This window comes from Streptomyces sp. NPDC059169, from assembly GCF_042755225.1.
GTDB lineage: Bacteria > Actinomycetota > Actinomycetes > Streptomycetales > Streptomycetaceae > Streptomyces.
In genome coordinates this window covers 473,779-497,066 of the sequence record NZ_JBHZCF010000003.1, presented here as the reverse complement: position 1 = coordinate 497,066, position 23,288 = coordinate 473,779, and the positions used below count along the sequence as shown (strand labels likewise).

Sequence of the window (23,288 nt, the reverse complement as noted above, 5' to 3'; positions counted from 1 at the left end):
CAGAAGTGGAGCGGAGCACCCGGTGACTGACTCGACGATCATTTACACACACACTGACGAGGCCCCGGCCCTGGCGACCCATTCGTTCCTGCCGGTGATCCAGGCGTACGCCTCGACGGCCGGCGTCAGTGTGGAGACCCGTGACATCTCCCTGGCGGGCCGGATCATCGCCAGCTTCCCCGAGCACCTCGAGGAGGGCCAGCGCATCCCCGACGCCCTCGCCGAGCTCGGCGAACTGGCCAGGACGCCTCAGGCGAACATCATCAAGCTGCCCAACATCTCGGCCTCGATCCCGCAGCTGAAGGCCGCGATCGCCGAGCTGCAGCAGCAGGGCTACGCGCTGCCTGACTACCCGGACGACCCGAAGACCGACGAGGAGCGCGAGATCCGCGCCCGCTACGACAAGGTCAAGGGCAGCGCCGTCAACCCGGTGCTGCGCGAGGGTAACTCCGACCGCCGTGCTCCCGCCTCGGTCAAGAACTACGCCAAGGCGCACCCGCACCGCATGGGTGCCTGGACGCCGCAGTCGCAGACCAACGTCGCCCACATGACGGCCGACGACTTCCGCTCCACCGAGAAGTCCGCGGTCGTCGCCGAGGACGGCGCCCTGCGCATCGAGCTGGTCGGTGACGACGGCACCACCACCGTGCTGCGCGAGTCGGTACCGGTACTGGCCGGAGAGGTCGTCGACGCCTCCGTCATGCGCGTCGCCGTGCTGCGCGAGTTCCTCAAGGAGCAGGTGAGCCGCGCCAAGGCCGAGGGCGTGCTCTTCTCGGTGCACCTGAAGGCCACGATGATGAAGGTCTCCGACCCGATCATCTTCGGACACGTGGTGCGTGCCTTCTTCCCCAAGACGTTCGCGGCGTACGGCGAGACCTTCGCGGCTGCCGGCCTGAGCCCGAACGACGGCCTCGGCGGCATCTTCAAGGGCATCGAGTCGCTGCCCCAGGGCGCCGACATCAAGGCGTCCTTCGAAGCCGAACTCGCCGAGGGCCCCGCCCTGGCGATGGTCGACTCTGACCGCGGCATCACCAACCTGCACGTGCCGAGCGACGTGATCGTGGATGCCTCGATGCCGGCCATGATCCGCACCTCCGGTCACATGTGGGGCCCCGACGGCCAGGAGGCCGACACCCTCGCCGTCATCCCGGACAGCTCGTACGCCGGCATCTACCAGGTCGTCATCGACGACTGCCGCGCCCACGGCGCCTACGACCCGTCGACGATGGGCTCGGTGCCCAACGTCGGCCTCATGGCGCAGAAGGCCGAGGAGTACGGCAGCCACGACAAGACCTTCGAGATCCAGCACACCGGTACGGTCCGCGTCGTCGACGCCGCGGGCGAGGCCGTCATCGAGCAGGCCGTCAGCGCCGGCGACATCTTCCGGATGTGCCAGACCAAGGACGCTCCGATCCGGGACTGGGTCAAGCTCGCCGTCTCCCGTGCCCGTGCGACCGGCGACCCGGCGGTCTTCTGGCTGGACGAGGGGCGCGCCCACGACGCCCAGCTGATCCAGAAGGTCAAGGCGTACCTGCTCGAGCACGACACCGAGGGCCTGCAGATCGAGGTCAAGTCCCCCGTCGAGGCGATCAAGTTCTCCCTGGAGCGCATCCGCCGCGGCGAGGACACCATCTCGGTCACCGGCAACGTGCTGCGCGACTACCTCACCGACCTGTTCCCGATCCTGGAGCTCGGCACGAGCGCCAAGATGCTGTCCGTCGTCCCGCTGATGAACGGCGGCGGACTGTTCGAGACCGGTGCCGGCGGTTCCGCGCCCAAGCACGTCCAGCAGCTGGTGAAGGAGAACTACCTGCGCTGGGACAGCCTGGGCGAGTTCCTCGCCCTCGCGGTCAGCTTCGAGCACCTCGCACAGACGACCGGCAACGCCCGGGCCCAGGTCCTGGCCGACACCCTCGACCGGGCGACCGGCACGTTCCTCAACGAGAACAAGTCGCCGAGCCGTCGTCTCGGTGGCATCGACAACCGCGGCAGCCACTTCTACCTGGCGCTCTACTGGGCCCAGGAGCTCGCCAAGCAGACGGCCGACGCGGAGCTCGCCAAGGCGTTCGCCCCACTCGCCCAGACGCTGACCGAGCAGGAGAAGACGATCGTCGACGAGCTCGTCGCGGTGCAGGGCTCGCCGGCCGACATCGGCGGCTACTACCAGCCCGACCCGGCCAAGGCATCGGCAGTGATGCGCCCGTCGCAGACGCTCAACCAGGCCCTCGCGACCCTGGCCTGACCCGACGGCAGCGGGAGGTGGCCCAGAGTTCCCGCTGGAGCGCGTACGGCCCCGCCCCGGCAGACCACGGTCCGCCGGGGCGGTTCCTCGTGCGGGGCCCGCACGGACACGTGGCGTCCCTGCGGCGGGGACGGCGTACCGGGGCGGGAGGCCGCCGGGCCGGGAGTCCGGTGAAGGCGCGTCAGGCAGCGGCCGGGGAGCGGAGTCAGGACGTCGCGTCCTCCTACAGGCCCGCGCGTGGCGCATGAGGCTGTTGCCGTTCTCCTGCGGCTCGACCGGGTAGTCCCCGTCGTAGCCCGCTTCCAACAGGGCCGTCCAGCGGTCCGGCCGGAGGACGACGTCGACGTCCTCCGGGCCCGCTTCGACCACGCAGACGCTGACGTCCGGGTCCTCGGTCAGTCGAGCGGCGATCGCCTGTGTTGCGAAAGTGATGCCTGGGTGGGGCCTCGACCCGGCGCCCCCTTCGGCACCGGCCCGGGGCCCCACCTCCCGGTGCGTCACGCGTCCAAGAAGTGGAACCCGGGCCTCGGGTGCATGAGGAACTCGTGGTGGGAGATGTTCCACGCGTACGCCCCGGCCAGTGCGAACACCACCCGGTCCCCGGCCCGCAGTCCCGCCGCCGGCACCCGCCCGGCGAGCACGTCCTTCGGCGTGCACAGCTGCCCGGTGAGGGTGACCAGGTCCCGATGGGCCCGTGGGCGTGGCCAGGAGTGCGGCCACTCCTCGACGGGCAGCACTTCGCACGGCTGGTCGTGCCCCTTCGTGACGGGGGTGCGCAGATGGTGGGTGCCGCCTCTCACGACGGCGAACTCCTCGCCGTGGCTGTGCTTCACGTCCAGGACCTCGGTGGCGTACCAGCCGCAGTACGCGGTGAGCGCCCGGCCGGGTTCGATGCGCAGCCGCAGGCCGGGGCGGGAGGCCGTCAGCCGCGCGAGTCCCACGCCGTACGCGGTCCAGTCGAACCGTTTCCCGGGCGAGGCGTAGTCCACTGCCATCCCGCCGCCCACATTGACCTCGTGGAGGGTGGTTCCGTGTCGCTCGAAGAGCCGCTCGGCCCAGGCGACGACGGATTCCGCGACGGCGGTCTGGGCCCGGGCGCCGAGGCCGCTGGCCAGGTGGGCGTGTACACCGCGCAGGTCGAGCCGGGGGAAGCCACCGCCGGCGAGCAGGCCGACGACGGTGTCGGCGTCCGAGGGATCCAGGCCGAACGGTGTCGGACGGCCACCCATGGACAGTGCACTGTCCTTCAGGGAACTCTCGTCGAGCGGCAGGTTGAAGCGGAGCAGCACCCCCACGCGCGATCCGGACCTCAGCCGGGAGGCCGTCTCCGCCAGGACGTGTAGCTCCTGCACGCTTTCGACGTGGAACCGCTCCACCCCCGCCGCGAGTGCCGCCGCCGTCTCGGCCGGCGTCTTGCCCGGTCCGCCGAAGGCCAGCGGGGCGCCGGGCACCGCCCTTGCGACGTGGGTCAGTTCACCTCCCGAGGAGACCTCGAACCCGTCCGTGTACGGGGCGAGGGCGGCGAGGACCTGCGGCTCGGGATTGGCCTTTGCCGCGTAGTACAGCTCGACGTGTCCCGGCAGGGCCGCACGCACGGACGCGGCGTGCTCGCGCAGCGCGGCGAGGTCGTACAGGTAGGCGGGAAGGTCCTCCGGGGGGAGGGCCAGCGCGCGCGCCCGGACGGACGGCGTCAGGAGGTCACTGGTCATCGCGGTTCCACGGGGCGTCGATCGGGTGTGCGCCGGACAGGACGTCCGGCGCCAGCGGGGAAGGCAGCCGGACGTAGCCCGCCTCGCGGTCTGCCGAACGGGCCCACCGGGTCAGCAGGTTGGCCTTCGCGGGCAGGGGACCGCCGGCGAGCAGCTCGCGCAGCAGGCGCGGGCGGCCGTGGGCGTCCGAGAACGCCTGGAAGGTGCGGCGCACCTGCGACCAGAGCGCGGCCTCCCAGTGCGGGTGCAGGTCGGCGAGGGCGGCGAGCAACTCCGCGACGTGGTTCACCACCAGGCAGTAGAGGACCCTGTCCCAGCCGCGCGCAGCGTCGTACGTCAGCGGGCCCGCCACGTCCGCCGGAAGCGTGGCGAGAGCTTGGGCGTGGTGCTCCGGGACCAACTTGGTGCCTTCCAGATCGCGGAAGAGCACGTGGGCCGGTCGACCGTCGCCGTCGACACAGACGAGGACGTTCTGTAGGTGCGGCTCGAGGACGAGTCCGTGGTCGAAGTAGGCCGCGAGCACGGGCGGGACGAGCAGGTCCAGGTACGCCCGCCACCACGACAGGGCGGTGCGGGGGTCAGAGTCGGGGAGCAGACGGGACACGTGGGCGGGCCCCGAGGGGTACTCGTCCGCCACGGCGCCCGCGAGCAGGGGGGTGACTCCGGGGCGCAACCGGCTGCCGAGCCCTTCCCGGACGATCACGCCGAAGCCTTCCAGCAGGTCGAGCACGGGCTCGCCGTCCGGACCCGGGAGCGCGAGGCTGCGATAGGCGGGCTCGCGGAGCACGCCGCTGTCCGGGAAGCGCGCAGCCAGGTCGGCCAGTGCGGGCCTGAGCAGCCGGGTGAGTGCAACCGCACCCGCCAGCTCGTAACGGGCGTTCTTCCGCAGGCAGTTGGTGATGCGCACGTTGAGGCTGAACTTCAGGAAGGTGTCGCCGTCGTAGACGGTGCGCACCGAGGCGGTGGCGGTGAACGGCGTGCGGCCCGCTCCGAGGTCGATGACGTCCCGGCGCGCGTACGCCTGTTGCAGCGAGGGGTGGTCGCGCAACAGTTCGTACTGCCACGGGTGGGCCGGCAGCAGCCGGTAGCCGTCGGGCGCCCGCCCCAGCCGGTCCAGCGGAGCCGTGGCACCCGGGGCGGCCGTCTCCTCGGCGATCCGCTCCTCCCGCACGGCGAGCAGCCGGAGCGGGAAGGAGGCCCCGGCCTCCGGAGCGTAGGCGGACCAGGTTGCCGTATCGCCTCCGCGTGCCTTGGGGGCGGGGTGGAAGCGGTGGCCGAGCACCAGGGACTGCTCGGACGCGAGGTAGCGGCCGAGCGGGCTCCCGTCCCCCGCGCGGTGAGGGGCAGTTCTCCCCGACCGGCACCGGGCGAGTCCGGCGGTGACCCCCCGGTGGCTGGAGGCGATCTGCGTCAGGAACTCGTCATTGTCCGCGCCGGTACGCAGCGACAGTTCGGCACGGGTGTACTCGGCGAGCCGCTGCCAGTCGAGGTCGGACCAGCCGTCGTCCGTCTGTTCGGCCACCGGGCCGGTGAACCGGTGGGCGCCCAGCAGGGACGTGCGGCGCAACGCCACCCGCAGCAGCACCCCGTGACGGGGTAGCCGCAGCAGCAGGTGGCCGTCGATCACGGCGGTCTGGTGCTCGGGTCCTGACACTTCGCGGAGCAGGCAGTTCAGCAGGGTGTGCGCCACGGCCTCGTCGGCGGTGGGCATCCCTGCCAGGGCGGAGTGGCGTGCAGAAGGGCTGGTCGATGTCATCGCCGTTCACACTCCCCGCAGCAGGTAGTTGGGGCCTGTGGTGTAGTGCTTGTTGATGTCCGACGCTCCCGAGCGGTCCTTGGCGAGCAGCGTGCCCGCCGTCACCATCGCCTTGATGGGCAACCGCGCTGCGTCCAGGACATGTTCGCGCAGGACGGTGCCCGGCTCACCCGGACCCCCCTCCCAGCGCCCCACCGCCTCGGAGAGCCGCTCCCGGACGAGCCCGAGCAACCGCCGCAGCGGGGCGCGTTCGAGCCGGGCCAGCGCGAAGGCGTACGCGCCCGCGCACAAATGGACGGTGATGGTGGTGAACAGGTCCACGACGGGTCCGTCGTCGTGACAGACGACCCGCGGGTCGTCGAAGACGGCGGGGTCCGGCGTACCCGGACCGAGGGTCGCACGCAGCCGGTCGATGTTGACGCGCGGTCCGTCGTTGTCCTTGAGTAGCAGGCGCATGCGCGGACGCCCCTTTCGTTCGTCCAGCACCAGGGACACGTTCTGTTGGTGGGACTCCAAGGCGATTCCGTACGCGAAGAGGGTGGTCTGCCAGTCGAAGAGCACGGTGAACCAGGCGTCGAGCAGGGCGAGCGGATCGCCGCCGTAGAAGCGGTCCGCAAGGTGGTCGAGGAGCATCCGTCCGCCCGGGGCCCGGCCCAGGAGGGCGGCTGCCGGCACCACGACGGCATCGTCGAGACCGGCGGGGTACCGGCGCAGGAGTACGGCGAGGAGCTCGTGGCCGGCGTGGGCGTACCGGGATTCGTCGGCGAGCAGCACGGTTCTGCGGAAGCGCGGCTCACGGTCGATCACCGACTGCAGCAGGCGCTGCCCGGCCGCTCCGTCCACGAGGGTGCCCGGCTTGATGGTGCGCCGGTTCAGGCTGCCCAGGGTGGAGGTGGCGAGGGGCAGTTTGAGATGGACCCGAGGGGTGTCGGCCAGGGCGACGGTGCGCATGGACAGGGTCGGTACGACGTCGAGGTGGGAGCGGTCTGCGAGTACCGCGGCCCCGTCGAGCACCGCGTCCCGAAGGGCCGCACGCAGCGGGGCGCCCACCGAGAGCGGGTGCACGGGGAGGGCGACGTGGCTGTCGTCGAGTCCCCGCAGGCCGAGCTCGGAGGGGCGCGGTCCCGGGAGCGCGCCCCGGAGCGTGACCGCGTCCGCGGGGAGCGCGATCCAGCGCAGCGCGAAGCGGGGGTGGAATTCGGGTGCGTAGGCGCGCAGCTGGCGCGGGACGAGGCCGGATCGGCCGCGCGCGGTCGGATAGACCGGGTGGTCGAGCCGCGCGGCGAGCGTGTCGTGGGCGAGTCCGGCGAAGAGGCCGGTCCAGCGGGCCGGGTCCGCTCCGTGCCGCTCGGCGAGCAGGGCCAGGACCTCCTCCTGCGTGCCGGTGTGCAGCCGGACGGTGGCGAGCGTCTGACGGCACTCTTCTGCGAACGTGTCGAAGCCACCCCGGTCCACCGGGTCGGCCAGCGCCCTCAAGGCGGCGAGGACGGCGTCGCAGCCGCTCACCACCGTCCCGTCGGACTCCCTGCGCAGCAGCGGCAGTCGAGGCGCCCAGACGCACTGGAACCCGTCGCTGCGCACCGGCAGCAGCAGTGCGTCGTGTCCTGTGGTCGGCCGGCGCAGCCATACGCCGTCCGGCCCGTCCACCGGGACGCTGCCGGAGCGCAGCCCCACGACGTCCTCGCGCAGCAGCGCGCCGAGTACGCGCAGCGTCAGCTCCGCCGACTCGGCCGTCCCGCCCGGCGGTGCGTCGGGCGTGCCGTCGGAGCCGGCCGCCGGTACGGTCACGGTGCGATCTCCCAGTGCTGCCCTTCGAGGAACGCGCGCACCGCCCGGTCCACCCGGCCCTGGTCGACGCCGGTGGCGCGGACGACGCCCAGGAAGTCGCGGTTGGTCCGGTAGAGCTCGTGGCGCTCGCCGACGGCGCGCAGCGGGCGGTACGTCAGTTTTACTCCGTCGTCTTCGAGTTCGACTGCTGCGGGAGCCGAGGCCAAGGTGCCCGCGCGGTCCGCGCAGGGGTAGTGCAGTCGCGCGGCGACCCCGGTGCGCAAGCCGAGGTCGACGGGGAGCGGCTCTCCGAGGTGCGTGCGCAGGACGTGTTCGAAGTACGGGACGTCCAGCAACTCGGCGAGCAGCAGGTCGCACTGGTCGCCGACGGCCCGGTAGTTGACCTCGATGATGCGCGCGCGACCGTCGTGCACCACGAACTCGGTGTGGCAGGCGCCGAAGCCCACGCCGAGGGCGTCCAACTGCGCCAGCACCTGCTCGGCGACGGGAGAGGAGTGCGCCGGCACGTAGGACAGGCGCTCCTCTATGAAGTGCGGGGGCGGTGACAGCTCGGTGCGGAACCCGCCGAGCGTGTGCAGGACGCGGCCGTCACCGAGCGTCTCCAGCGTGTAGAGGTCGCCCGGCAGGTACTCCTCGACCACCAGGGCCGCCCCGGGGCGACGTGCCCGGATCTCCTTGCAGCGCTGCCCGAGCTCCCGGAGGTCTTCGACGAGGAAGACGTCCTCACTGGCCACGCCCTCGCGGGGCTTGACCACGCAGGGGTAGGGCAGGTCGGCGACCCCCCTTGCCGTGGTCGGGTCCTGCCCCGGGGCGAGTTCGACGGACCTGACGGTGCCGCCCGCCAGAAGGTCCTCCCCGGTGCCCGGGGCGCAGCCTCCTCCTGCGGCCGCCGCCGCCCGGAGGTGCCGGCGCATCTGCGCCTTGTCCTTCGCCCGCAGCGCGGAGCGCCAATTCTTGGCGGGGAGGCCGAAGTAGTCGGCGGCGAGCGCGGTCTGGGTCTGCACGTGGTCGCTGTTGCTGAAGACCGCGTCGGGCGCGCGGTGGGCGGAGACCCGGGAGATCACCGCGTGGACGTCGCGTACGTCGCACTCCAGGATCTCGACGTCCGGGTACACGGCACGGTGTGCTGACGGCTGGTCGGTGAGCATGGTGACGTGCAGGCCGAGCCGCCGGGCAGCGGGGAGGAAGCCCTCGGTGACCGAGTCGGTCGGGTTCAGGGCGAGCAGGTACAACTGCATGAAGGGATCACTTCCGCCGCGGATCGGTGACCCGGCAAGTTCTGGATCACGACCCGAGAGCTTAAGTTAGGTACGCCTAACTTTGTCAATTCGCGCCGACGCGGGCTCGATTGGTGCAAGGGCCGGGGAGTGTGGTTAAGGTGAGCCTTGCCTTACCGTTGCGATCATTCCGGTCTCCGACATCGTGTCGAGGTGCGTTCCGTGACCATGGCTCCGGTATGCCTGCCGACAGGCGCCGCCACGAGCTGCTCCGCCCTGCTGGCCGTCACCTACGAACGGCTCTCGGTGCTCTGCCCGGCCCTGCAGGTGGACGTCGCGGCGCCGGGCGCGACGGCGGGCCAGGGCTGGGCCGACGGTGCGGAGCTGGCGGGTCGTCCGCGGTTCCTCGACGCCTTCCTCGACGCGGAGGCGTTGCGCATCGAGCGGGACCACGGCCGCACCCCGCGACGTGACGTCGTCGCGTCGCGGGCCCTGCACGACTACCTGTGGTCCGTGAGCCTGCTGATGAGCGGCCCCTGGTACCTCCAGCGCCGTGTGCCCCGCATCCGACCCCAGGACGTGCGCGTCAGTCTGATGACCGCCTCCTACGCCGTCGTGCCCACGGGCTTCGCCTGCCTGCCCGGGGATCCGGCGGCGGAACTGCCCGGGGTGCGGGTGCTGGCGCACGAGGAGGCGCTGCGTGCGGAGCTGCGCGCCGCGGTGGCCGACCATGTGCGCCCGCTGCTGGCGGCGATCGGCCCGCAGGTGCGCCGGGGACCGCGCGCGCTGTGGGGCATGGTGGGTGATGACCTCGTCTCCGGGATCTGGTACCTCGGTCGGATGCTGGGGGAGGAGGATGAGGGGGTCCGTGCCGCGGGGGAGTTGCTGCCCGAACCCGTCGCCCCGTTCCCCGGCGGTGCGGGTTTCCGCAGCCTGACGGGTTCTTCCGGGCGTTCGTACCCCACCCGTACCCGCCTCGGCTGCTGCATGTACTACGCGATCCGCCCGGCCGAGGCGTGCGGCACCTGCCCGCGGACCTGCGATGCGGAACGGTTGCGCAGGATCGACGGCGACGGCGTGGCCGAGGGCACTTGAGGCGGGGGCGCTCGACGCGTCGACGGCTCGGGCGGGGAACGGTCGGCGGCGGACGGTCGTCAGCGTCGCCGCGCCCGTCGCGTCCCACGGTGCCGGGAAACCGGCGGACGACCGCATCCGGAGCGATCCACCCGCACGCGCGGTGACGTCCTTCGGCGTCCGGTAGGGGCGCCGGCGGGCCGGGGCGTGCGGACCGGCGGCGCCGAGCCCCGACCGCGGGGTCCCTCGTTCGCCGTACGTCATCCCCCCCGCGCGTCGGGCAGTGAGCCCCGCGCGTGTCGGCGTCGCTCTGTGTGACGCCGTCCTGTGCTCCGAACGGGTGGCGGCCCGCGGTTTGATCCGTATGGGCGGACGGTCGCACTCCCCGAGCCGTAAGCGCTTGTCCTTCCCCGGGGCACCCCGACACGCGCCTGTTGGCTTATGGTATGTGGCGATTCGTCATAATTGCCCATAATTTTTTCTCATGACGAAACAACAGATCATGTACCTCGGAAGCGTTGCCCTCCTCATGGCCTCGGGAGTGGGCGCCGCGGCGCCGAAGCCCGTCCCGGTCACCCGCACCGTGAACCCGGGGCAGTCCATCCAGGCCGCCGTGAACGCCGCCAAGCCGGGCGACACCATCCAGATCGCACCCGGCACCTACCGGGAGAGCGTGCAGATCGCGAAGTCGGACCTGACCCTCCGCGGATCAGGCCGTTCCACCGTCATCGCCGCCCCGGCCGTGAAGCCCGCGCACACCTGTGGCCAGGCAGGCAACGGGATCTGCGTCCTCGGCACCAGCGCGAAGCCCGTCAGGAACGTCCGGATCGAATCCCTGCGGGTGTTGAGGGCCAAGAAGAACGGCCTCTGGGCCTCGGGCACCGACCGGCTCAGCGTCCGGCAGGTCACCGTGGACAAGAGCGGCAACTGGGGCATCGCCACCGAGCGGTCCCTGCGCACCGAGGTCGTACGGAACACCGCGCGCGACAATGCCGAGTCCGGCATCTTCCTGTCGAACACCGTGGACTCCGAGGCCGGAGCCACCGACGCCCGACGGGCGGTCGTCAAGGAGAACCTGATGACGGGCAACCGCGTCGGGTTGACGGTCAGACGGCTCAGGAACCTCACCGTCGAGGGCAACGCCTTCACCGCCAACTGCGCCGGGGTGTTCCTCGTCGGCGACGAAGGGGTCCCGCGCGCCGGAGCGCTGACGGTCCGCAGGAACTGGGTTCACAACAACAACAAGTTGTGCCCGAAGACCGCACGGCTCCCGGTGATCCAGGGTGCGGGGATCGTCCTCACCGGCGTCGAGCGCGTGACCGTCGAGGACAACACGGTCTGGGGTCACGCGGGCTCCTCGCCCTTCGCAGGCGGGATCGTGCTCTTCAAGAGCATCGTCGGTGCCCCCAACAGCGGCAACGTCATCCGCGACAACGTGCTGCTGAACAACGCGACGGCAGACCTCGCCAACCGGGACACCGGCAAGGGCAACAGGTTCGACGGCAACTTCTGCCGGGTGTCACAACCCGCAGGACTGTGCTGACGCGGGCCGCTCCCACCGGCCCCTCCCTCCCCCCGAACACCGTGAGAAACGAGAGGGCATGACGACCGTAAGCACCACCCCGAGCAATGCCACCACCGCCACCGCCACCGCCAGCACCACGATCCTGACCACGACCCCGCCGTCCATGCGGCTGCGGGAGTTGGTGTTCGGGGCGGCATGTGCCGCCGCGGTGCGCGCCGCAGCGCGACTCGGCGTCGCCGACGCACTGGGGGAGACCCCCGCCACAGCCGAGGAACTGGCGTCGGCCGTGCAGGCCGACCCGAGGTCACTGCGGCGGATGCTGCGCGCCCTGTCGTGCTACGGCATCTTCACCGAGACTGACGACGGCGCCTTCGCCCACACCGAGATGTCCCGGATGCTCCGCGAGGACGACCCGCACAGCCTCAAGTACATCTCGCTGTGGTGCACCGAGCCCTGGACATGGGACGCGTGGCCCGTCCTCGACGAGGCCGTGCGGTCCGGCAAGAGCGTCTTCGACAGCCTCTACGGCAAGGGGTTCTTCGACTACCTGCACGAGGACGCGCACGAATCGGCCCACGTCTTCAACCGGGCCATGACCACGTCCAGCATGCAGTCGGCCCGTGACGTGGCGGAACTCCTCGACCTCACCGGGGCGGCCACCGTCGCGGACATCGGCGGCGGCCAGGGGCACGTCCTGGCCAGCCTGCTGGAGAAGCACCCGGACATCCGGGGGACCCTGCTGGACCTCCCCCGGGTGGTGGCCCACGCGGACCCGCGGCTGCGGGACGGGGGCGCGCTCGCCGACCGCGTGCGCATCGTGCCCGGCGACTGTCGCGAGTCGATCCCGGTCGAGGCCGACGTCTACATCATCAAGAACATCCTGGAGTGGGACGACGACAGCACCCGCAGGACCCTGCGCAACGTGGTCTCGGCCGCCCGCTCCGGTGCCAGGGTCGTGGTGATCGAGAACCTCGTCGACGACACGCCGTCGATGAAGTTCACCACCTCCATGGACCTGCTGCTCCTGCTCAACGTCGGTGGTGCGAAGCACACCAAGGAGAGCATGCTCAGCAGGATGGCGGACGCGGGTCTGGCCGTCGGTGACGTCCGACCGGTCAACAGCTATCTGCACGCCTTCGACAGCGTCGTCCCCGGCTGATCCGGACGGGGGACCGCCGGGAGGTACTTCCCCTGCCCCCGTCGACCCGTTCGTCCGACCCGGAGAACCCCTTCGCCGGCTCCGCGTTCCCCACGCGGAGCCGGCGACCGGTGTTGCGGGGCGCCCTACACCGTGCCGGCGCGCTCCCAGAGGTAGAACCGGTGGGCCATGGCGTCCTTGGGACTCCGCCAGGTCTCCGGATCGTAGGCGCTGACGTAGGCGGAGAGCTTCTCGCTGACGTCCCGGAACGCCGGGTGGTCCGCGACCTTCGCGATCGCGGGACCGGGCGGCCTGTCGGCTTCGACCAGGTGCACGTAGACATCGCCGAACTGGAAGAGGCTGCGCCGGGTGACCCCGACGAGCCCCGGCAGCTCACCCCGGTCCGATTCCTCGAACACCTTGGCGATGTCGGGCGCCGAACCCGGTGCCATGCGGGCGACGATGAGGGCCTGGTGCATCAGGGGGAGTCCCTTCTGTCGGAGTCAGTTGGAGTCGGTCGGAGTCAGTCGGTGTGGACGGGAACGGTCTCGCGTTCCCGGGCACGCTTCTCGATCTTGTCCCGGATCAGCTCCATCTGGACACGGGAGTTCCGGTTGATGTTGTCGGTCATCCAGTCGTCGTCGACGGGGGCGTCCGGCTTCATCGCGAAGTCCTGCGTCCAGTGCATCACGACGCCCTTCGGGGTCTCCTTGTACGTCCAGCGGATGTCCATGTGCTGGAAGGGGCCGGTCTCGACGCGACGGGCGTTGACCGTCAGCGACGGCCGGTCCGTGACCCGCTCCGAGACCCAGCTCCAGATCTTGCCGTTGTCGTCGGGATGCATGGTCAGACGGAACTTCGTCCTGTCGCCCTCGCGCTCCAGGATCTCCACGGAGGCGTACTCGCTGAACAGCTGCGGCCAGTTCTCGATGTCGTTGGTCACGTTCCAGACGAGGTCGAGGGGTGCGTTGATGGTGATGTTGTTCTCGGTGTGCCCGGACACTTCAGGCTCCTGCCATGAGGGAGTTGTTGACGAGGTCGAGGAACTCTCGGGGGGTCTTGCAGCGGTCCGCGTCGGAGGGCAGCGACCGGCCGTACCGGTTCTCCAGCTCGCCCACGATGCCCAACAACCCGAGGGAGTCGAGGCCGTACTCGTCGAACCGCGCTTCGGGACGGCCGCCCATCTCCTTGGGGTCGACCGTGACACCGGCGCCCTGCTTCATCAGGACGGCCAGCTCTTCGATGGTCAGTTTGGTCACTTGAGTGGTCATGAGGGAGTCCTCCTTCTCATGAGGGGTTGTCGGTGCCGTGCCGCAGCACGAGCGCCGCGTTCGAACCCATGAGCCCTCGACTCAGCACCAGGGCGGTGCGCAGCTCGGCGGGGCGGGCCCTGCCGGTCACGACGTCCAGGTCGTGGCACACGTCGAAGACATTGGGCGTGGGCGGGACGAGACCTTCCTGCATCGCGAGCACCGCAGCGGCCGCGTCCAGGACGGGCGCCCCGCAGTAGGCCCGGCCGGTGCCCGTCTTGGGCGCCGTCACCGGCACGCGCCGGGCGTGCCGGCCCAACGCGTCCGTGATGGCCCGGGCTTCTGCTTCGTCCGCCGCCGGTACGCCGAGCGCGTCGGCGAACACGACGTCGACTTCCTCCGGCGCGCAGCCCGCGTCGTCGAGGGCACCGGAGATCGCGCGGGCCAGTCCCTCGCGCGATTCCTCCCACCGGGAGGCGCCGGTGAACGTCCCCGCGTGGCCGGCCACGACGGCCCGGACCGTGGCCCCGCGGTCACGGGCCAGCGATTCCTCCTCGACGACGAGCATGGCGCCGCCCTCCGCAGGGACGAAACCACAGGCCCCCGAGGTGAACGGGCGGTAGGCGCGGTCCGGTTCGTCGCTCATGCTGAGCTCGCGGTAGCCGAGTTGACAGACGAGCGAGTACGGCGCCAAGGGAGCTTCGGCGGCACCGATGACGACGGCACCGGTGCCGCGTTCGATGGCACGCGCCGCATGGGCGATGGCATCGAGCCCGCCGGCCTCGTCGCTGGCCACGACACCACAGGGGCCCTTGAAGCCGCCGCGGATCGAGATCTGGCCGGTGCTCGCGGCGTAGAACCAGGCGATCGACTGGTAGGGGCCCACGTAGCGGGAACCCTGCCCCCACAGCCGTTGCAGCTCCCGCTGGCCGAATTCACCGCCACCGGAACCGGCGGCCGTGACCACGCCCACCGCGAACGGTGAGTCGTCGTAGTCGCCGGCCGCTATCCGTGCGTCGGCCAGTGCCATGTCGGCCGCCGCCATCGCGAAGTGGGTGAACCGGTCGGTCTGGACGAGGAAGCGCTCCTCGACCAGCGATTCCGGATCGAAGCCGCGGACCTCCCCGGCGACACGGACCGGCATGTGGTCGCAGCCTTCACGCGTGATGTGGTCGAGGACGCTGACCCCCTCCCGTGTGGACTTCCAGAAGGCATCGGTGCCGACCCCGTTGGGGGCGATGACGCCGATTCCGGTGACGGCCGTACGCCGGTCCTGCCGAGGACTCATCGTGTCCTCCCTCCTGGCCGGGTCAGGACCACGGCGGACTGGAATCCGCCGAATCCGCTGCCGACCGAGAGCACGTTGCGCAGCTTGAGGGCGCGCGCCGTGCGTGGCACATAATCGAGATCGCACTCGGGGTCAGGGGTCTCGTAGTTCGCCGTGGGCGGCACCACCTGGTTGGCCAGTGCCAGGACACAGGCGACGACCTCTATGGCCCCGATGGCGCCGAGGGAGTGCCCCACCATGGACTTGATGGAACTCATCGGCACCTCGTACGCATGCGTTCCGAGCGACTCCTTCACTGCCGCGGTCTCGTGCCGGTCGTTCTGCTGGGTGCCCGACCCGTGTGCGTTGACGTAGTCGATGTCCGATCCGTCGACGCGGGCGTGGTCGAGCGCACTGTCGATCGCGCGCGCCATCTCCAGGCCCTCCCGGGTGAGGCCGGTCATGTGGTACGCGTTGCCGAACGTGGCGTAGCCGCCGATCTCGCAGTACACCGTCGCCCCGCGGGCCCGGGCGTGCTCCAACTCCTCCAGGACGAGCACCGCACCGCCCTCGCCCATGACGAAACCGTCGCGGTGGGCGTCGAAGGGGCGCGAGGCGTGCGCGGGGTCGTCGTTGTTGGGGGACGTGGCCTTGATCGCGTCGAAGCAGGCGACCGTGATGGGTGAGATCGGTGAATCGGACGCACCGGCGATGCAGACGTCGACCCGGCCCTCCTCGATCGCGTGGAAGGCGTAGCCGATGGCGTCGAGACCGGAGGTGCAGCCCGTGGAGACGGTTTGCACCGGGCCGTGGGCACCGGTCTGTTCGGCCACTTCCGAGGCGAGGGCACTGGGCGAGAACGCCCGGTGCAGGTGCGCCTCCGCCTGGCTGGGATCGACGTCCCAACGCTGCCCGGAATCGCTGACCTTGACGTAGTCGTGCTCCAGCCGGGTGGTGCCGCCCACCGCGGTGCCCAGGGACACCCCGATCCGCCAAGGGTCCTCCTTCTCCGGGTCCAGCCCTGCGTCACGCAGGGCCTCCCGGGCGGCGACCATGGCGAACTGGACGTACCGGTCCGCACGCTGCACTTCCTCCGGACCGAGGCCGTGGGCCGCGGGATCGAAGTCGCACTCGGCGGCGATGCGCGAGCGGAACCCCTTCGGATCGAACAGCGTGATGCCTCTGGTCGCGGTACGGCCGTTGGCCAGGAGGTCCCAGAACGCCGGTATGCCGACGCCTCCCGGCGCGACTATGCCGACACCGGTGACCGCTACGCGCCGGGTCATGAAGCCGCCTTCGTCCGTTCGGGCGGACGCTGTGCGGCACCTTCCCTGGAGGGCGTCTCCTCCGTGTCGACGTGGCCGAGTTCTGGACGCGGCGCCAACGGTCCCAGGTGGAAGACCATCCGGGCCTCGGTGTCGCCGACGTTGCGGAAGCGGTGCCGCACGTACGGCGGGATCAGCAGGCCCTGGTCCGGCCGGATGGCGTACGTCTCGTCGTCCAGGTCGACTTCGAGCGAGCCGCTGACCACGTACACGAACTCTTCGGAGTACGGGTGGTAGTGCTCACCGATGCGGTCGCCGGGCTCCACGATCGCGAGGCCCATGAAGCCGCTGGTGGCTCCGACTGCGGTGGGCGTGAGCATGGCGCGCAGATCGCCGCCGCGCTTGCGGTTGGGCTGGGTCTCGCTCAGGTCGACGATGCGATGGGGTGTGGTCATGACTGGTTCCTCCACGTGGCCGTTTGGCGTGCTGCCGGCGGTTCGGTGTGTGTGCGACCGGTGGGGCCGGAAGCACGGTTCAGGGGGCCCGGCGGTCGGTGAGCAGGTTCATGTCGGCACGGGCGAGGAAGCGCGACATGTCCGCCTCCGTCGGGGTCGCGCCCCCGCGGAACTCCTCGTCGTCGAGCAGCCGCGCCAGCATGGCCGCCTTGCGGGGACCGTGCGCACCGATGGTGAGCAGGGGCTGGGCGTCGATCGGGCCGCGCACCTCCACCAGGCGTACGACGATGTCGTCGCGCTGGAAGATGGTGCTGCTGTCCAGGGGTGTGCTCGGGTCGTCGGCCGCCACCTCGTCCTGGCCGGCGAGCAGCCTGGCGAGGGCCATGCCGCAGCCTTCCTTGGCCTGGTAGAACAGCGCGTGTCGCTTGACGTCCGGATGGTCCTCGCCACCCGCCGTGGCGAGGTGGTGCACCGCGGGCAGCGCCGCCCGGGTGAAGAACACCCGCGCCGAGTCGGGGTCGTGGAGGTCCCGGTCCTGCTCCAGGTAGGGGTTGATGGCCTCCTCGACCTTCCTGACCTCGGGCTGCCGCGCCACGTGGCGCAGGGCCGCGAGCAGGTCGCCCTGCACCTCCACGGCCCGCACGACCCGGTTGCCGTGCATGTACAACGAGGTGCGGCGCAGCCTGGTCGTCTCGTCGACCTGTGCCTCGGGCGACGTGTAGTTCGCGAGGATGTCCGCCACGACGGGCTCGCTGCCCGGCTTGACGGTGAAGGTGATGGCGTGGCGGACCACACCGTCACCCACCCGGGCGTACGGCTGCAGGCCCCCGCCGGGCTGCCCCGAGAACGCGGAGGTGTTCATGTTGCCCGTCTCCCGCAGCACGCTGAAGCGCAGCGAGCGGGTGTCCCGCACGCAGTTGTGCAGGGGACGTACCGTCTCGACGTGTTCCTCGCTGTTCACCCAGGCGAGGAAGGGCGGAGCGCTCTCCCATTCGCTGGTGATCAGCCACTGCGAAGGATTCTCGATCGACTGGCACAGCTGGTCGCTGATGTGACCGGGGACCGACGCCACCTGGTTGCGCATGTGCTCGTACGCCTTCAGGAAGTCCTGCTGGGCACCGTCATGGAGATCCAGCAGCAGCACGACGCGCAGCCTGGAGCCATCGAAAGCCGACTGAGATATGCGTTCGGAAAGCGTTGTCATTTGCACGCCTCTCCTTCGAGACAGTGAGGCCGCCGCGTGCGGTGCACGAAGTCGGCTTCTCGGGGTTTCCGAGTGCGAGACCCGACAGATCCGACAGGTACGGACGGCCGTTCACACTGACGCGAAGTGGCAGTCCGGCTTCGATCCTGTGCCGCTACCACGGGTGGCGCGAGATGTGTGAACCAGGTGGGTGAACGGGCGATCGACGCCCTCCCACAAGGGCATGGAAACTCCATTCCCCCTACCGGCGGCTGGAGCTGAGGCACCTGATGGAAGAAAACATCGACGAGCGCGTACCGGTCCTGATCACGGGAGGCTCCCTGGTGGGCCTGTCCGCATCGCTCTTCCTGGGCCGCCTGGGCGTGGACCACATGCTGGTGGAGAGACACGCGGGCACGTCGAGGCATCCGCGCGGACGGGGCAACAACATTCGCACGATGGAGTTGTTCCGGGTGGCGGGCGCCGAAGCCCTCATCCACGAAGCCGCCTCTCTCCTCGCCGACAACCACGGCATCCTGCAGACGCCTTCCCTCACCTCGGACGCGGGCGAATGGCTGTTCAAGGAGATCGACCCCGGACACGGCTCCGCCCGGTTGAGCCCCTCCTCCTGGTGCGTGTGCAGCCAGAACGACCTGGAGCCCGTCCTGCTGGACTGCGCCCGCAAGCACGGGGGCGACCTGAGGTTCTCCACCGAGCTGCTCTCCTTCGACCAGGACGCGGACGGCGTCACCGCGGTCGTGCAGCACCGCGACACCGGCCGGCGCAGGACGGTGCGCGCGAGCTACCTGATCGCCGCCGACGGGCCCCGCAGCCCCATCCGGGAACGCCTCGGGATCGGCAGGACCGGCCCGGGAGACCTCTTCCACAACGTGAGCATCACCTTCCGCTCACGCGCGCTCGCCGACGTGGTCGGCGACCGGCGCTTCATCGTCTGCTACCTCACCGACCCCGAGGCCGACGGCGCCCTGCTCCCCGTGGACAACGAGGAGAGCTGGGTCTTCCACGCACCTTGGCAGCCGGGTCGAGGCGAGGCACTGGAGGACTTCACCGACGAGCGCTGCATCGACCACATCCGCAGGGCGGTCGGCGAGCCGGACATCGACGTCGAGATCACGGGGAAGGCCCCGTGGCACGCAGCCGAACGGGTCGCCGAACGGTACGGGCACGGCAGGGTCTTCCTCGCCGGCGACTCGGCGCACGAGATGTCCCCGACCGGCGCGTTCGGCTCCAACACCGGCATCCAGGACGCGCACAACCTCGCCTGGAAGCTGGCCCTGGTGCTGGACGGCTCTGCGGGCCCCGGGCTGCTGGAGACCTACGAGGCGGAACGCCTCCCGGTGGCGGCGGCCACCAGCGCACGCGCCTCGGCCCGGTCCGCGGAACACAGCCACCCCGGGTACGTGCCGGCCCCGGGCGCGGGCGGCGGGCGGCAGGGCGGCATGCTCACCGTCGCCATGGGCTACCGCTACCCGCGCGGCGCGGTCCTCGGCGCCGATCCCGAGCAGCCGGTCGTACCACAGCGGATGCAGCTCGCCGGGGAGCCCGGCACCCGAGCCCCGCACCTGTGGCTGCACCCGCCCGGCACCATGCGGATGATCTCCACCCTGGACCTCTACGAGCGGTCGTTCGTGCTGCTCACGGGTACCGACGGGACTCCCTGGCACGCGGCTGCTGCACTGGTCGCGAGCAAGCTCTCGATCACGCTCGACGCGTACCGCATCGGTGAGGGCAAGGACGTCGACCTCGTCCCCGAGACGGGATCGGACTGGGCCGAGCTCCACGGCACGACGAACGCGGGCGCCGTCGTGGTGCGCCCGGACGGCTTCGTGGCCTGGCGGTCGGTCGACGGCGTCCCGGACGCCGAGGAGGTCCTGCTGACGGTCATGGACGCGCTGCTGTACCGCTCCTGACCCCCGGAACCGCCGGTGCGCCGCGGGCGCACCGGCAGCCGTGCCGCTCGCATGCACGGCGGGGCGGTCCGACGGCGGCGCATGACGTGCCGGGAGGATGCACGAGCGGGCCGGACCGCCCCCGCCGTCCGCCGAGGCCGCCCACCGCTCGGCCCCGGGCTCCCCGCGGGGACCTGCCCTAGGCGCGCGGCGGAAGACGGTGCAGGGTCACGTCGACCAGCAGCCCCCGCTCGATCACCGCGGTCATGTACGTGCAGTGCGGCTGCCGGCGCCGGTCGGTGGGCGACCCCGGGTTCAGCAGCCGCAGACCGCTCTCGGCGGTGGTGTCCCACGGGATGTGGCTGTGGCCGAAGACGAGCACGTCCAGTTCGGGGAAGCGTGCGGCGCACCGTCGTTCCCGACCCTGCGCGGCACCCGTCTCGTGGACCACCCCGACCCGGAGCCCGCCGAGCTCGGCACGCGCCACCTCCGGCAAGCGGGCGCGCAGCTCGGGGCCGTCGTTGTTGCCGTGGACGGCGATGAGGCGCCGTGCGCAGTTCTCGAACAGGTCGAGGGTCGCCACGTCCACCCAATCACCTGCATGGAGGACCGCGTCGACGTGCCCCAACGCGCCGAGAACCTGGTCCGGAAGCACCCGGGCGCGGGTCGGGACGTGTGTGTCGGACGTCAGGAGGAGCCGCACGCGTCACTCCCCAGGCGCATCCCTTCACTCTTTCGTGTGGACGTAATCCTCTCGGGGCCCACCATGCCACTCCGCCGTCCGACCCGCGGCGGGCCAGGACGAGATGGCCGGAAGCGGAGTCGGGGCGGTAGCGGGGTCTGCCCGCGTCCCGTCTCGCGGCTCACTGCCCACGCCAGATGTTGTCGAAGGCGGCCTGCTCGATGGCGCGTTGCTGGCGAATGGCGGCGAGTTCCAGCAGTGAGCCGTGGACGGCGGCCAGCACCGTGTCCACGGCGTCGTCGGCCACGCCCGCGGAGTCGACGGTCTCCTCCGCGTCCCCCGCGCGGATCCCGAGGGCTGCCGCGAGGGCGACCAGCACGGGCTCGGCCGACGCCCAACGGTCCGTCGCGGCGCGGCGGTCCGGAGAGTCGGCCGTTACGACGTGACCGGTGCCGAACGGCATCCCGCGGCGTCGTCGTCGACCGACCAGCCCCTCCGCCTCGAAGGCCGTGCGATAGGCCTCGGACAGGCCGCGGCCCCGGCGCCACAGCCAGTCGTCGACCGACTCGTAGGGCACGTCGCGGACCAGGTCCGATGCCGCCTGGTCCAGCAGGGCATCGGCCAGGGTGGGCCGGTAGCCCGGAACGATGCGGTCGTCGTCCAGGACGACGGCACCGACCTCGATGAGGTCGATCACCTCGGCGCCCGCGAGCGCGAGCGACAGCTCGCCCCGCTCCACGGGACGGCTCGACTCCGCGTCCACGGCGATGATCATCAGGTCCCGTGATGTGGTCATGGAGCAGGTCCGCCTCGCATCGGTCGATGGTTCCCTCGGCCGTCCGCAACTCGTCACCGGGGCCACCGGCAGGCCCGTGTGCGTGCGTCCAACGGCCGACGCCCGCGCCCCCCGAGGCCGGCGCCGGTCCGTCGGTGCCGAGCACCATCGGGAAACGGGCGGCACCGGTCACGATCATGCCCGAAGGCGAAGCCCTCCGCCCCCGGAACGGGCCGTCCGTTACGCGACCGTGGTACGGACCGGACCTTACGCGACCGTGGTCCGGACCGGGCAGGGCGGCGGCGCCCCGCGGGGCGGGCCGGCCGCGCACGGGCACTGCCGTCCGGCGGGGCCGATCTCCCGGCCGGGAACGGGGCGCCGGGTCAGGACGTCACCGGCCCCGGTCCGTTCCGACCGCGTACGCCGAAGTCGACTTCCACGACCGGCGGTTCGGCGGCCACCCCCACACGAACCGGTGCGCGCTACGTCCGAACGGCGAACTCGACGGCGTCCTGGCCGTCCACGTCGAAGAAGCCCGCAACGCCGGCCTCTACTACGTCCGCACCCCCGAGAGGCTGACCCGTGTCGGTTCCGAGACCCTGCTCACCCTGCGCTGAACGCGCGTGACCACCGGCACGCGTGCGACCGCCACCGCACGCCCGACGTGAGGACCACACCACGGCCGGCCCGATGACGGCCACTCGACGCGGCCCGTCCTGTGCGCGACGTCTCCCGCGGCGAGCGGACACATGGGACGCCTGGGACGTCGATGCCGACGGCGCAACAGGGTGACCGCCCGCCTCGACGCAGACGTCCGGCGCTGACCGGGGGCGCCGGACGCGACCGGTCCGGGCGTGCACCGGTTCCGCGGGGCTCCGGCGGGAGTTCGGCGCCGCTGGGCCGGCCCGGCGCGAGGGTGCTGGTGGGCCGGCCCAGCACGCGGACTCCGCCACCATCAGCGGGCCGTCACCGGAATATCCCTGACGGGGCGGCACAATCCGGAGTACCGCACGCCGACGCCGCCAGGACGCCGGCGACCGAAAGCCTCCAGCCGTCGGCAACGAACAGGGAGAGCCCGCATGCCGGACGCCGCCGCACCCCCAGAACGACCGGTACTCGTCGGCGTCGACGAAGGGAGCGAACAGGAGCCCGTGGTGCGCTACGCGGCCCAGCAGGCCGCTCTCCACGGACGTCCTCTGCACCTGCTGCACGTCGTGGAGCCCCACCGGCGTCCGGCCGGTTCCCACCCGGAGCACGGTGCGGCAGCCGTACCGGGCGATCCGGGCACGGAGGTCGTGGCACCGCACGCGGCACGCGTCCGCGCGGAGTTCCCCGGCCTGACGGTCATGGCCGAGTCGGTCGTCGGGCGACCGTCCGGCGTCCTCCTCGAGCGGTCCGCCGGGGTCGCCTGGCTGGTGGTGGGGCACCGGGGGAGTGGCGGTTTCGCCAGACTCGCCCTGGGTTCGGTGAGCTGGCAGGTGGCCACGCACGCCGCATGTCCCGTCTTCGTCGTCCACTCCGGCGAGGACTCCCGGGAGGTGGAGGACAGGGTGGTGGCCGGTGTGGACCCGTACGACGTGTCCGAGGAGGCCCTGGACGTGGCCTACGCGGAGGCCCGCCTGCGGGGGGCACGCCTGCAGCTGGTGCACGGGAGCTTCCATCTGGGCGAAACCCCGACGGGCCCCGGCATGGTGGCGCCGGACTTCGAGGTGCGCGACGAGGCGCTGCGGACGACCCTGCAGGAGATCGCGGACGGGCGCCGCGACCGCTACCCGGGGGTGCAGGTCGAGGTCCAGGTCGAGCGACTGCGCCCGGCGACGCTGCTGGCGGACGTCTCGCGCGGCGCGGCGCTGCTCGTCGTCGGTTCCCGCGGGCGGTCCGGACTGCGCAGGCTGCTCCTGGGTTCGGTGAGCGCCGAGGTGCTGCACACCGCCGCCTGCCCCGTGGCGTTGGTGCACGCCGCCGGCGACTGAGACCGCCCGCTGGGACCGGTCGGAGTGCGGTGGCTCCGGCCGTGCAAACGTTCGCCCAGCGTGTGCGCACGGTGTTAGA

At 71.3% G+C, this 23,288-nt stretch carries 19 protein-coding genes and 2 pseudogenes; 7 read left to right on the top strand and 14 right to left on the bottom strand.

Annotated features, from left to right (window positions below):
* The first annotated feature begins 22 nt into the window (after nt 1–22).
* Nucleotides 23–2,242 carry an NADP-dependent isocitrate dehydrogenase gene (locus ACFXOM_RS08420; RefSeq protein ID WP_384928710.1) on the top strand — a complete coding sequence of 740 codons (2,220 nt, stop codon included), beginning with the start codon at nt 23–25 and terminating at the stop codon, nt 2,240–2,242.
* 228 nt (nt 2,243–2,470) lie between these two features.
* On the opposite strand, the pseudogene ACFXOM_RS08415 reads toward ACFXOM_RS08420, so the two are convergent.
* The 5 genes and pseudogenes from ACFXOM_RS08415 to ACFXOM_RS08395 all read right to left on the bottom strand — a co-directional run.
* A pseudogene (locus tag ACFXOM_RS08415) lies at nt 2,471–2,674 on the bottom strand (choline oxidase); the annotation flags it as partial.
* A 65-nt stretch (nt 2,675–2,739) separates the two neighbouring features.
* Nucleotides 2,740–3,951: a type III PLP-dependent enzyme gene (locus ACFXOM_RS08410; RefSeq protein ID WP_384947172.1), complete on the bottom strand. Its 1,212-nt coding sequence runs from the start codon at nt 3,949–3,951 to the stop codon at nt 2,740–2,742.
* Nucleotides 3,941–5,707: an IucA/IucC family protein gene (locus ACFXOM_RS08405; RefSeq protein ID WP_384947169.1), complete on the bottom strand. Its 1,767-nt coding sequence runs from the start codon at nt 5,705–5,707 to the stop codon at nt 3,941–3,943. The genes ACFXOM_RS08410 and ACFXOM_RS08405 overlap by 11 nt, the downstream gene beginning before the upstream one ends.
* Nucleotides 5,708–5,713: 6 nt before the next feature.
* Complete coding sequence (locus ACFXOM_RS08400; protein ID WP_385037391.1) at nt 5,714–7,495, bottom strand: IucA/IucC family protein; 1,782 nt, start codon at nt 7,493–7,495, stop codon at nt 5,714–5,716.
* Nucleotides 7,492–8,733 (bottom strand): acetyl-CoA carboxylase biotin carboxylase subunit family protein, encoded by a 1,242-nt coding sequence (locus tag ACFXOM_RS08395; RefSeq protein WP_384947164.1) that lies wholly within the window; start codon nt 8,731–8,733, stop codon nt 7,492–7,494. Before ACFXOM_RS08395 ends, ACFXOM_RS08400 begins: the two co-directional genes overlap by 4 nt.
* Before the next feature lie 201 nt (nt 8,734–8,934).
* On the opposite strand from ACFXOM_RS08395, the gene ACFXOM_RS08390 reads away from it, so the two are divergent.
* The 3 genes from ACFXOM_RS08390 to ACFXOM_RS08380 all read left to right on the top strand — a co-directional run bounded on the left by ACFXOM_RS08390 (nt 8,935) and on the right by ACFXOM_RS08380 (nt 12,470).
* The gene (locus tag ACFXOM_RS08390) at nt 8,935–9,807 is read left to right on the top strand and encodes a (2Fe-2S)-binding protein (protein ID WP_384928696.1); all 873 of its coding nucleotides are present in this window, start codon (nt 8,935–8,937) and stop codon (nt 9,805–9,807) included.
* 463 nt (nt 9,808–10,270) lie between these two features.
* Entirely contained in the window at nt 10,271–11,329 is a 1,059-nt protein-coding gene (locus ACFXOM_RS08385; protein ID WP_385037388.1) for a nitrous oxide reductase family maturation protein NosD, read from the top strand.
* 58 nt (nt 11,330–11,387) lie between these two features.
* Entirely contained in the window at nt 11,388–12,470 is a 1,083-nt protein-coding gene (locus ACFXOM_RS08380; protein ID WP_384928692.1) for a methyltransferase, read from the top strand.
* A 125-nt stretch (nt 12,471–12,595) separates the two neighbouring features.
* Here ACFXOM_RS08380 and ACFXOM_RS08375 read toward each other — a convergent pair whose 3' ends face one another.
* The 7 genes from ACFXOM_RS08375 to ACFXOM_RS08345 all read right to left on the bottom strand — a co-directional run bounded on the left by ACFXOM_RS08375 (nt 12,596) and on the right by ACFXOM_RS08345 (nt 17,890).
* Entirely contained in the window at nt 12,596–12,928 is a 333-nt protein-coding gene (locus tag ACFXOM_RS08375) for a TcmI family type II polyketide cyclase (RefSeq protein WP_385037385.1), read from the bottom strand.
* Nucleotides 12,929–12,972: 44 nt separating this feature from the next.
* Nucleotides 12,973–13,452 carry an SRPBCC family protein gene (locus ACFXOM_RS08370; RefSeq protein WP_384928688.1) on the bottom strand — a complete coding sequence of 160 codons (480 nt, stop codon included), beginning with the start codon at nt 13,450–13,452 and terminating at the stop codon, nt 12,973–12,975.
* A 1-nt stretch (nt 13,453) separates the two neighbouring features.
* Nucleotides 13,454–13,720, bottom strand: coding sequence for an acyl carrier protein (locus ACFXOM_RS08365; protein ID WP_384928685.1), 267 nt, complete (start codon nt 13,718–13,720; stop codon nt 13,454–13,456).
* 16 nt (nt 13,721–13,736) lie between these two features.
* Nucleotides 13,737–14,987, bottom strand: coding sequence for a beta-ketoacyl synthase N-terminal-like domain-containing protein (locus ACFXOM_RS08360; RefSeq protein WP_384928682.1), 1,251 nt, complete (start codon nt 14,985–14,987; stop codon nt 13,737–13,739).
* Nucleotides 14,984–16,252, bottom strand: coding sequence for a beta-ketoacyl-[acyl-carrier-protein] synthase family protein (locus tag ACFXOM_RS08355; protein ID WP_384928680.1), 1,269 nt, complete (start codon nt 16,250–16,252; stop codon nt 14,984–14,986). The genes ACFXOM_RS08360 and ACFXOM_RS08355 overlap by 4 nt, the downstream gene beginning before the upstream one ends.
* Entirely contained in the window at nt 16,249–16,686 is a 438-nt protein-coding gene (locus ACFXOM_RS08350; protein ID WP_384928677.1) for a cupin domain-containing protein, read from the bottom strand. Before ACFXOM_RS08350 ends, ACFXOM_RS08355 begins: the two co-directional genes overlap by 4 nt.
* A gap of 79 nt (nt 16,687–16,765) precedes the next feature.
* A complete protein-coding gene (locus ACFXOM_RS08345; protein ID WP_384928674.1) occupies nt 16,766–17,890 on the bottom strand; it encodes a SchA/CurD-like domain-containing protein in 1,125 nt (374 codons plus the stop codon).
* A 269-nt stretch (nt 17,891–18,159) separates the two neighbouring features.
* Between ACFXOM_RS08345 and ACFXOM_RS08340 the strand changes: the two genes are divergently transcribed.
* On the top strand, nt 18,160–19,800 hold the full coding sequence (locus ACFXOM_RS08340) for an FAD-dependent oxidoreductase (protein WP_384947159.1): 1,641 nt from the start codon (nt 18,160–18,162) through the stop codon (nt 19,798–19,800).
* A gap of 178 nt (nt 19,801–19,978) precedes the next feature.
* Here the strand turns inward: ACFXOM_RS08340 and ACFXOM_RS08335 are convergent, their stop codons facing one another.
* Nucleotides 19,979–20,482, bottom strand: coding sequence for a metallophosphoesterase family protein (locus ACFXOM_RS08335; RefSeq protein WP_384928669.1), 504 nt, complete (start codon nt 20,480–20,482; stop codon nt 19,979–19,981).
* Between the two features lie 160 nt (nt 20,483–20,642).
* Complete coding sequence (locus tag ACFXOM_RS08330; RefSeq protein WP_384928666.1) at nt 20,643–21,257, bottom strand: GPP34 family phosphoprotein; 615 nt, start codon at nt 21,255–21,257, stop codon at nt 20,643–20,645.
* Between the two features lie 461 nt (nt 21,258–21,718).
* Between ACFXOM_RS08330 and ACFXOM_RS08325 the strand changes: the two are divergent.
* Nucleotides 21,719–21,853: pseudogene (locus ACFXOM_RS08325) on the top strand (RNA polymerase subunit sigma-24); the annotation flags it as partial.
* Nucleotides 21,854–22,315: 462 nt separating this feature from the next.
* A complete protein-coding gene (locus tag ACFXOM_RS08320; RefSeq protein WP_385037382.1) occupies nt 22,316–23,209 on the top strand; it encodes a universal stress protein in 894 nt (297 codons plus the stop codon).
* Nucleotides 23,210–23,288: the final 79 nt, after the last annotated feature.

Excerpts from the sequence above, each read along its gene's own strand:
- ACFXOM_RS08410 (WP_384947172.1), bottom strand. The coding sequence starts at position 3,951 with ATGACCAGTGACCTCCTGACGCCGTCCGTCCGGGCGCGCGCGCTGGCC.
- ACFXOM_RS08405 (WP_384947169.1), bottom strand. The coding sequence starts at position 5,707 with ATGACATCGACCAGCCCTTCTGCACGCCACTCCGCCCTGGCAGGGATG.
- ACFXOM_RS08395 (WP_384947164.1), bottom strand. The coding sequence starts at position 8,733 with ATGCAGTTGTACCTGCTCGCCCTGAACCCGACCGACTCGGTCACCGAG.
- ACFXOM_RS08385 (WP_385037388.1), top strand. The coding sequence starts at position 10,271 with ATGACGAAACAACAGATCATGTACCTCGGAAGCGTTGCCCTCCTCATG.
- ACFXOM_RS08380 (WP_384928692.1), top strand. The coding sequence starts at position 11,388 with ATGACGACCGTAAGCACCACCCCGAGCAATGCCACCACCGCCACCGCC.
- ACFXOM_RS08375 (WP_385037385.1), bottom strand. The coding sequence starts at position 12,928 with ATGCACCAGGCCCTCATCGTCGCCCGCATGGCACCGGGTTCGGCGCCC.
- ACFXOM_RS08365 (WP_384928685.1), bottom strand. The coding sequence starts at position 13,720 with ATGACCACTCAAGTGACCAAACTGACCATCGAAGAGCTGGCCGTCCTG.
- ACFXOM_RS08360 (WP_384928682.1), bottom strand. The coding sequence starts at position 14,987 with ATGAGTCCTCGGCAGGACCGGCGTACGGCCGTCACCGGAATCGGCGTC.
- ACFXOM_RS08355 (WP_384928680.1), bottom strand. The coding sequence starts at position 16,252 with ATGACCCGGCGCGTAGCGGTCACCGGTGTCGGCATAGTCGCGCCGGGA.
- ACFXOM_RS08350 (WP_384928677.1), bottom strand. The coding sequence starts at position 16,686 with ATGACCACACCCCATCGCATCGTCGACCTGAGCGAGACCCAGCCCAAC.
- ACFXOM_RS08345 (WP_384928674.1), bottom strand. The coding sequence starts at position 17,890 with ATGACAACGCTTTCCGAACGCATATCTCAGTCGGCTTTCGATGGCTCC.
- ACFXOM_RS08340 (WP_384947159.1), top strand. The coding sequence starts at position 18,160 with ATGGAAGAAAACATCGACGAGCGCGTACCGGTCCTGATCACGGGAGGC.
- ACFXOM_RS08330 (WP_384928666.1), bottom strand. The coding sequence starts at position 21,257 with ATGACCACATCACGGGACCTGATGATCATCGCCGTGGACGCGGAGTCG.
- ACFXOM_RS08320 (WP_385037382.1), top strand. The coding sequence starts at position 22,316 with ATGCCGGACGCCGCCGCACCCCCAGAACGACCGGTACTCGTCGGCGTC.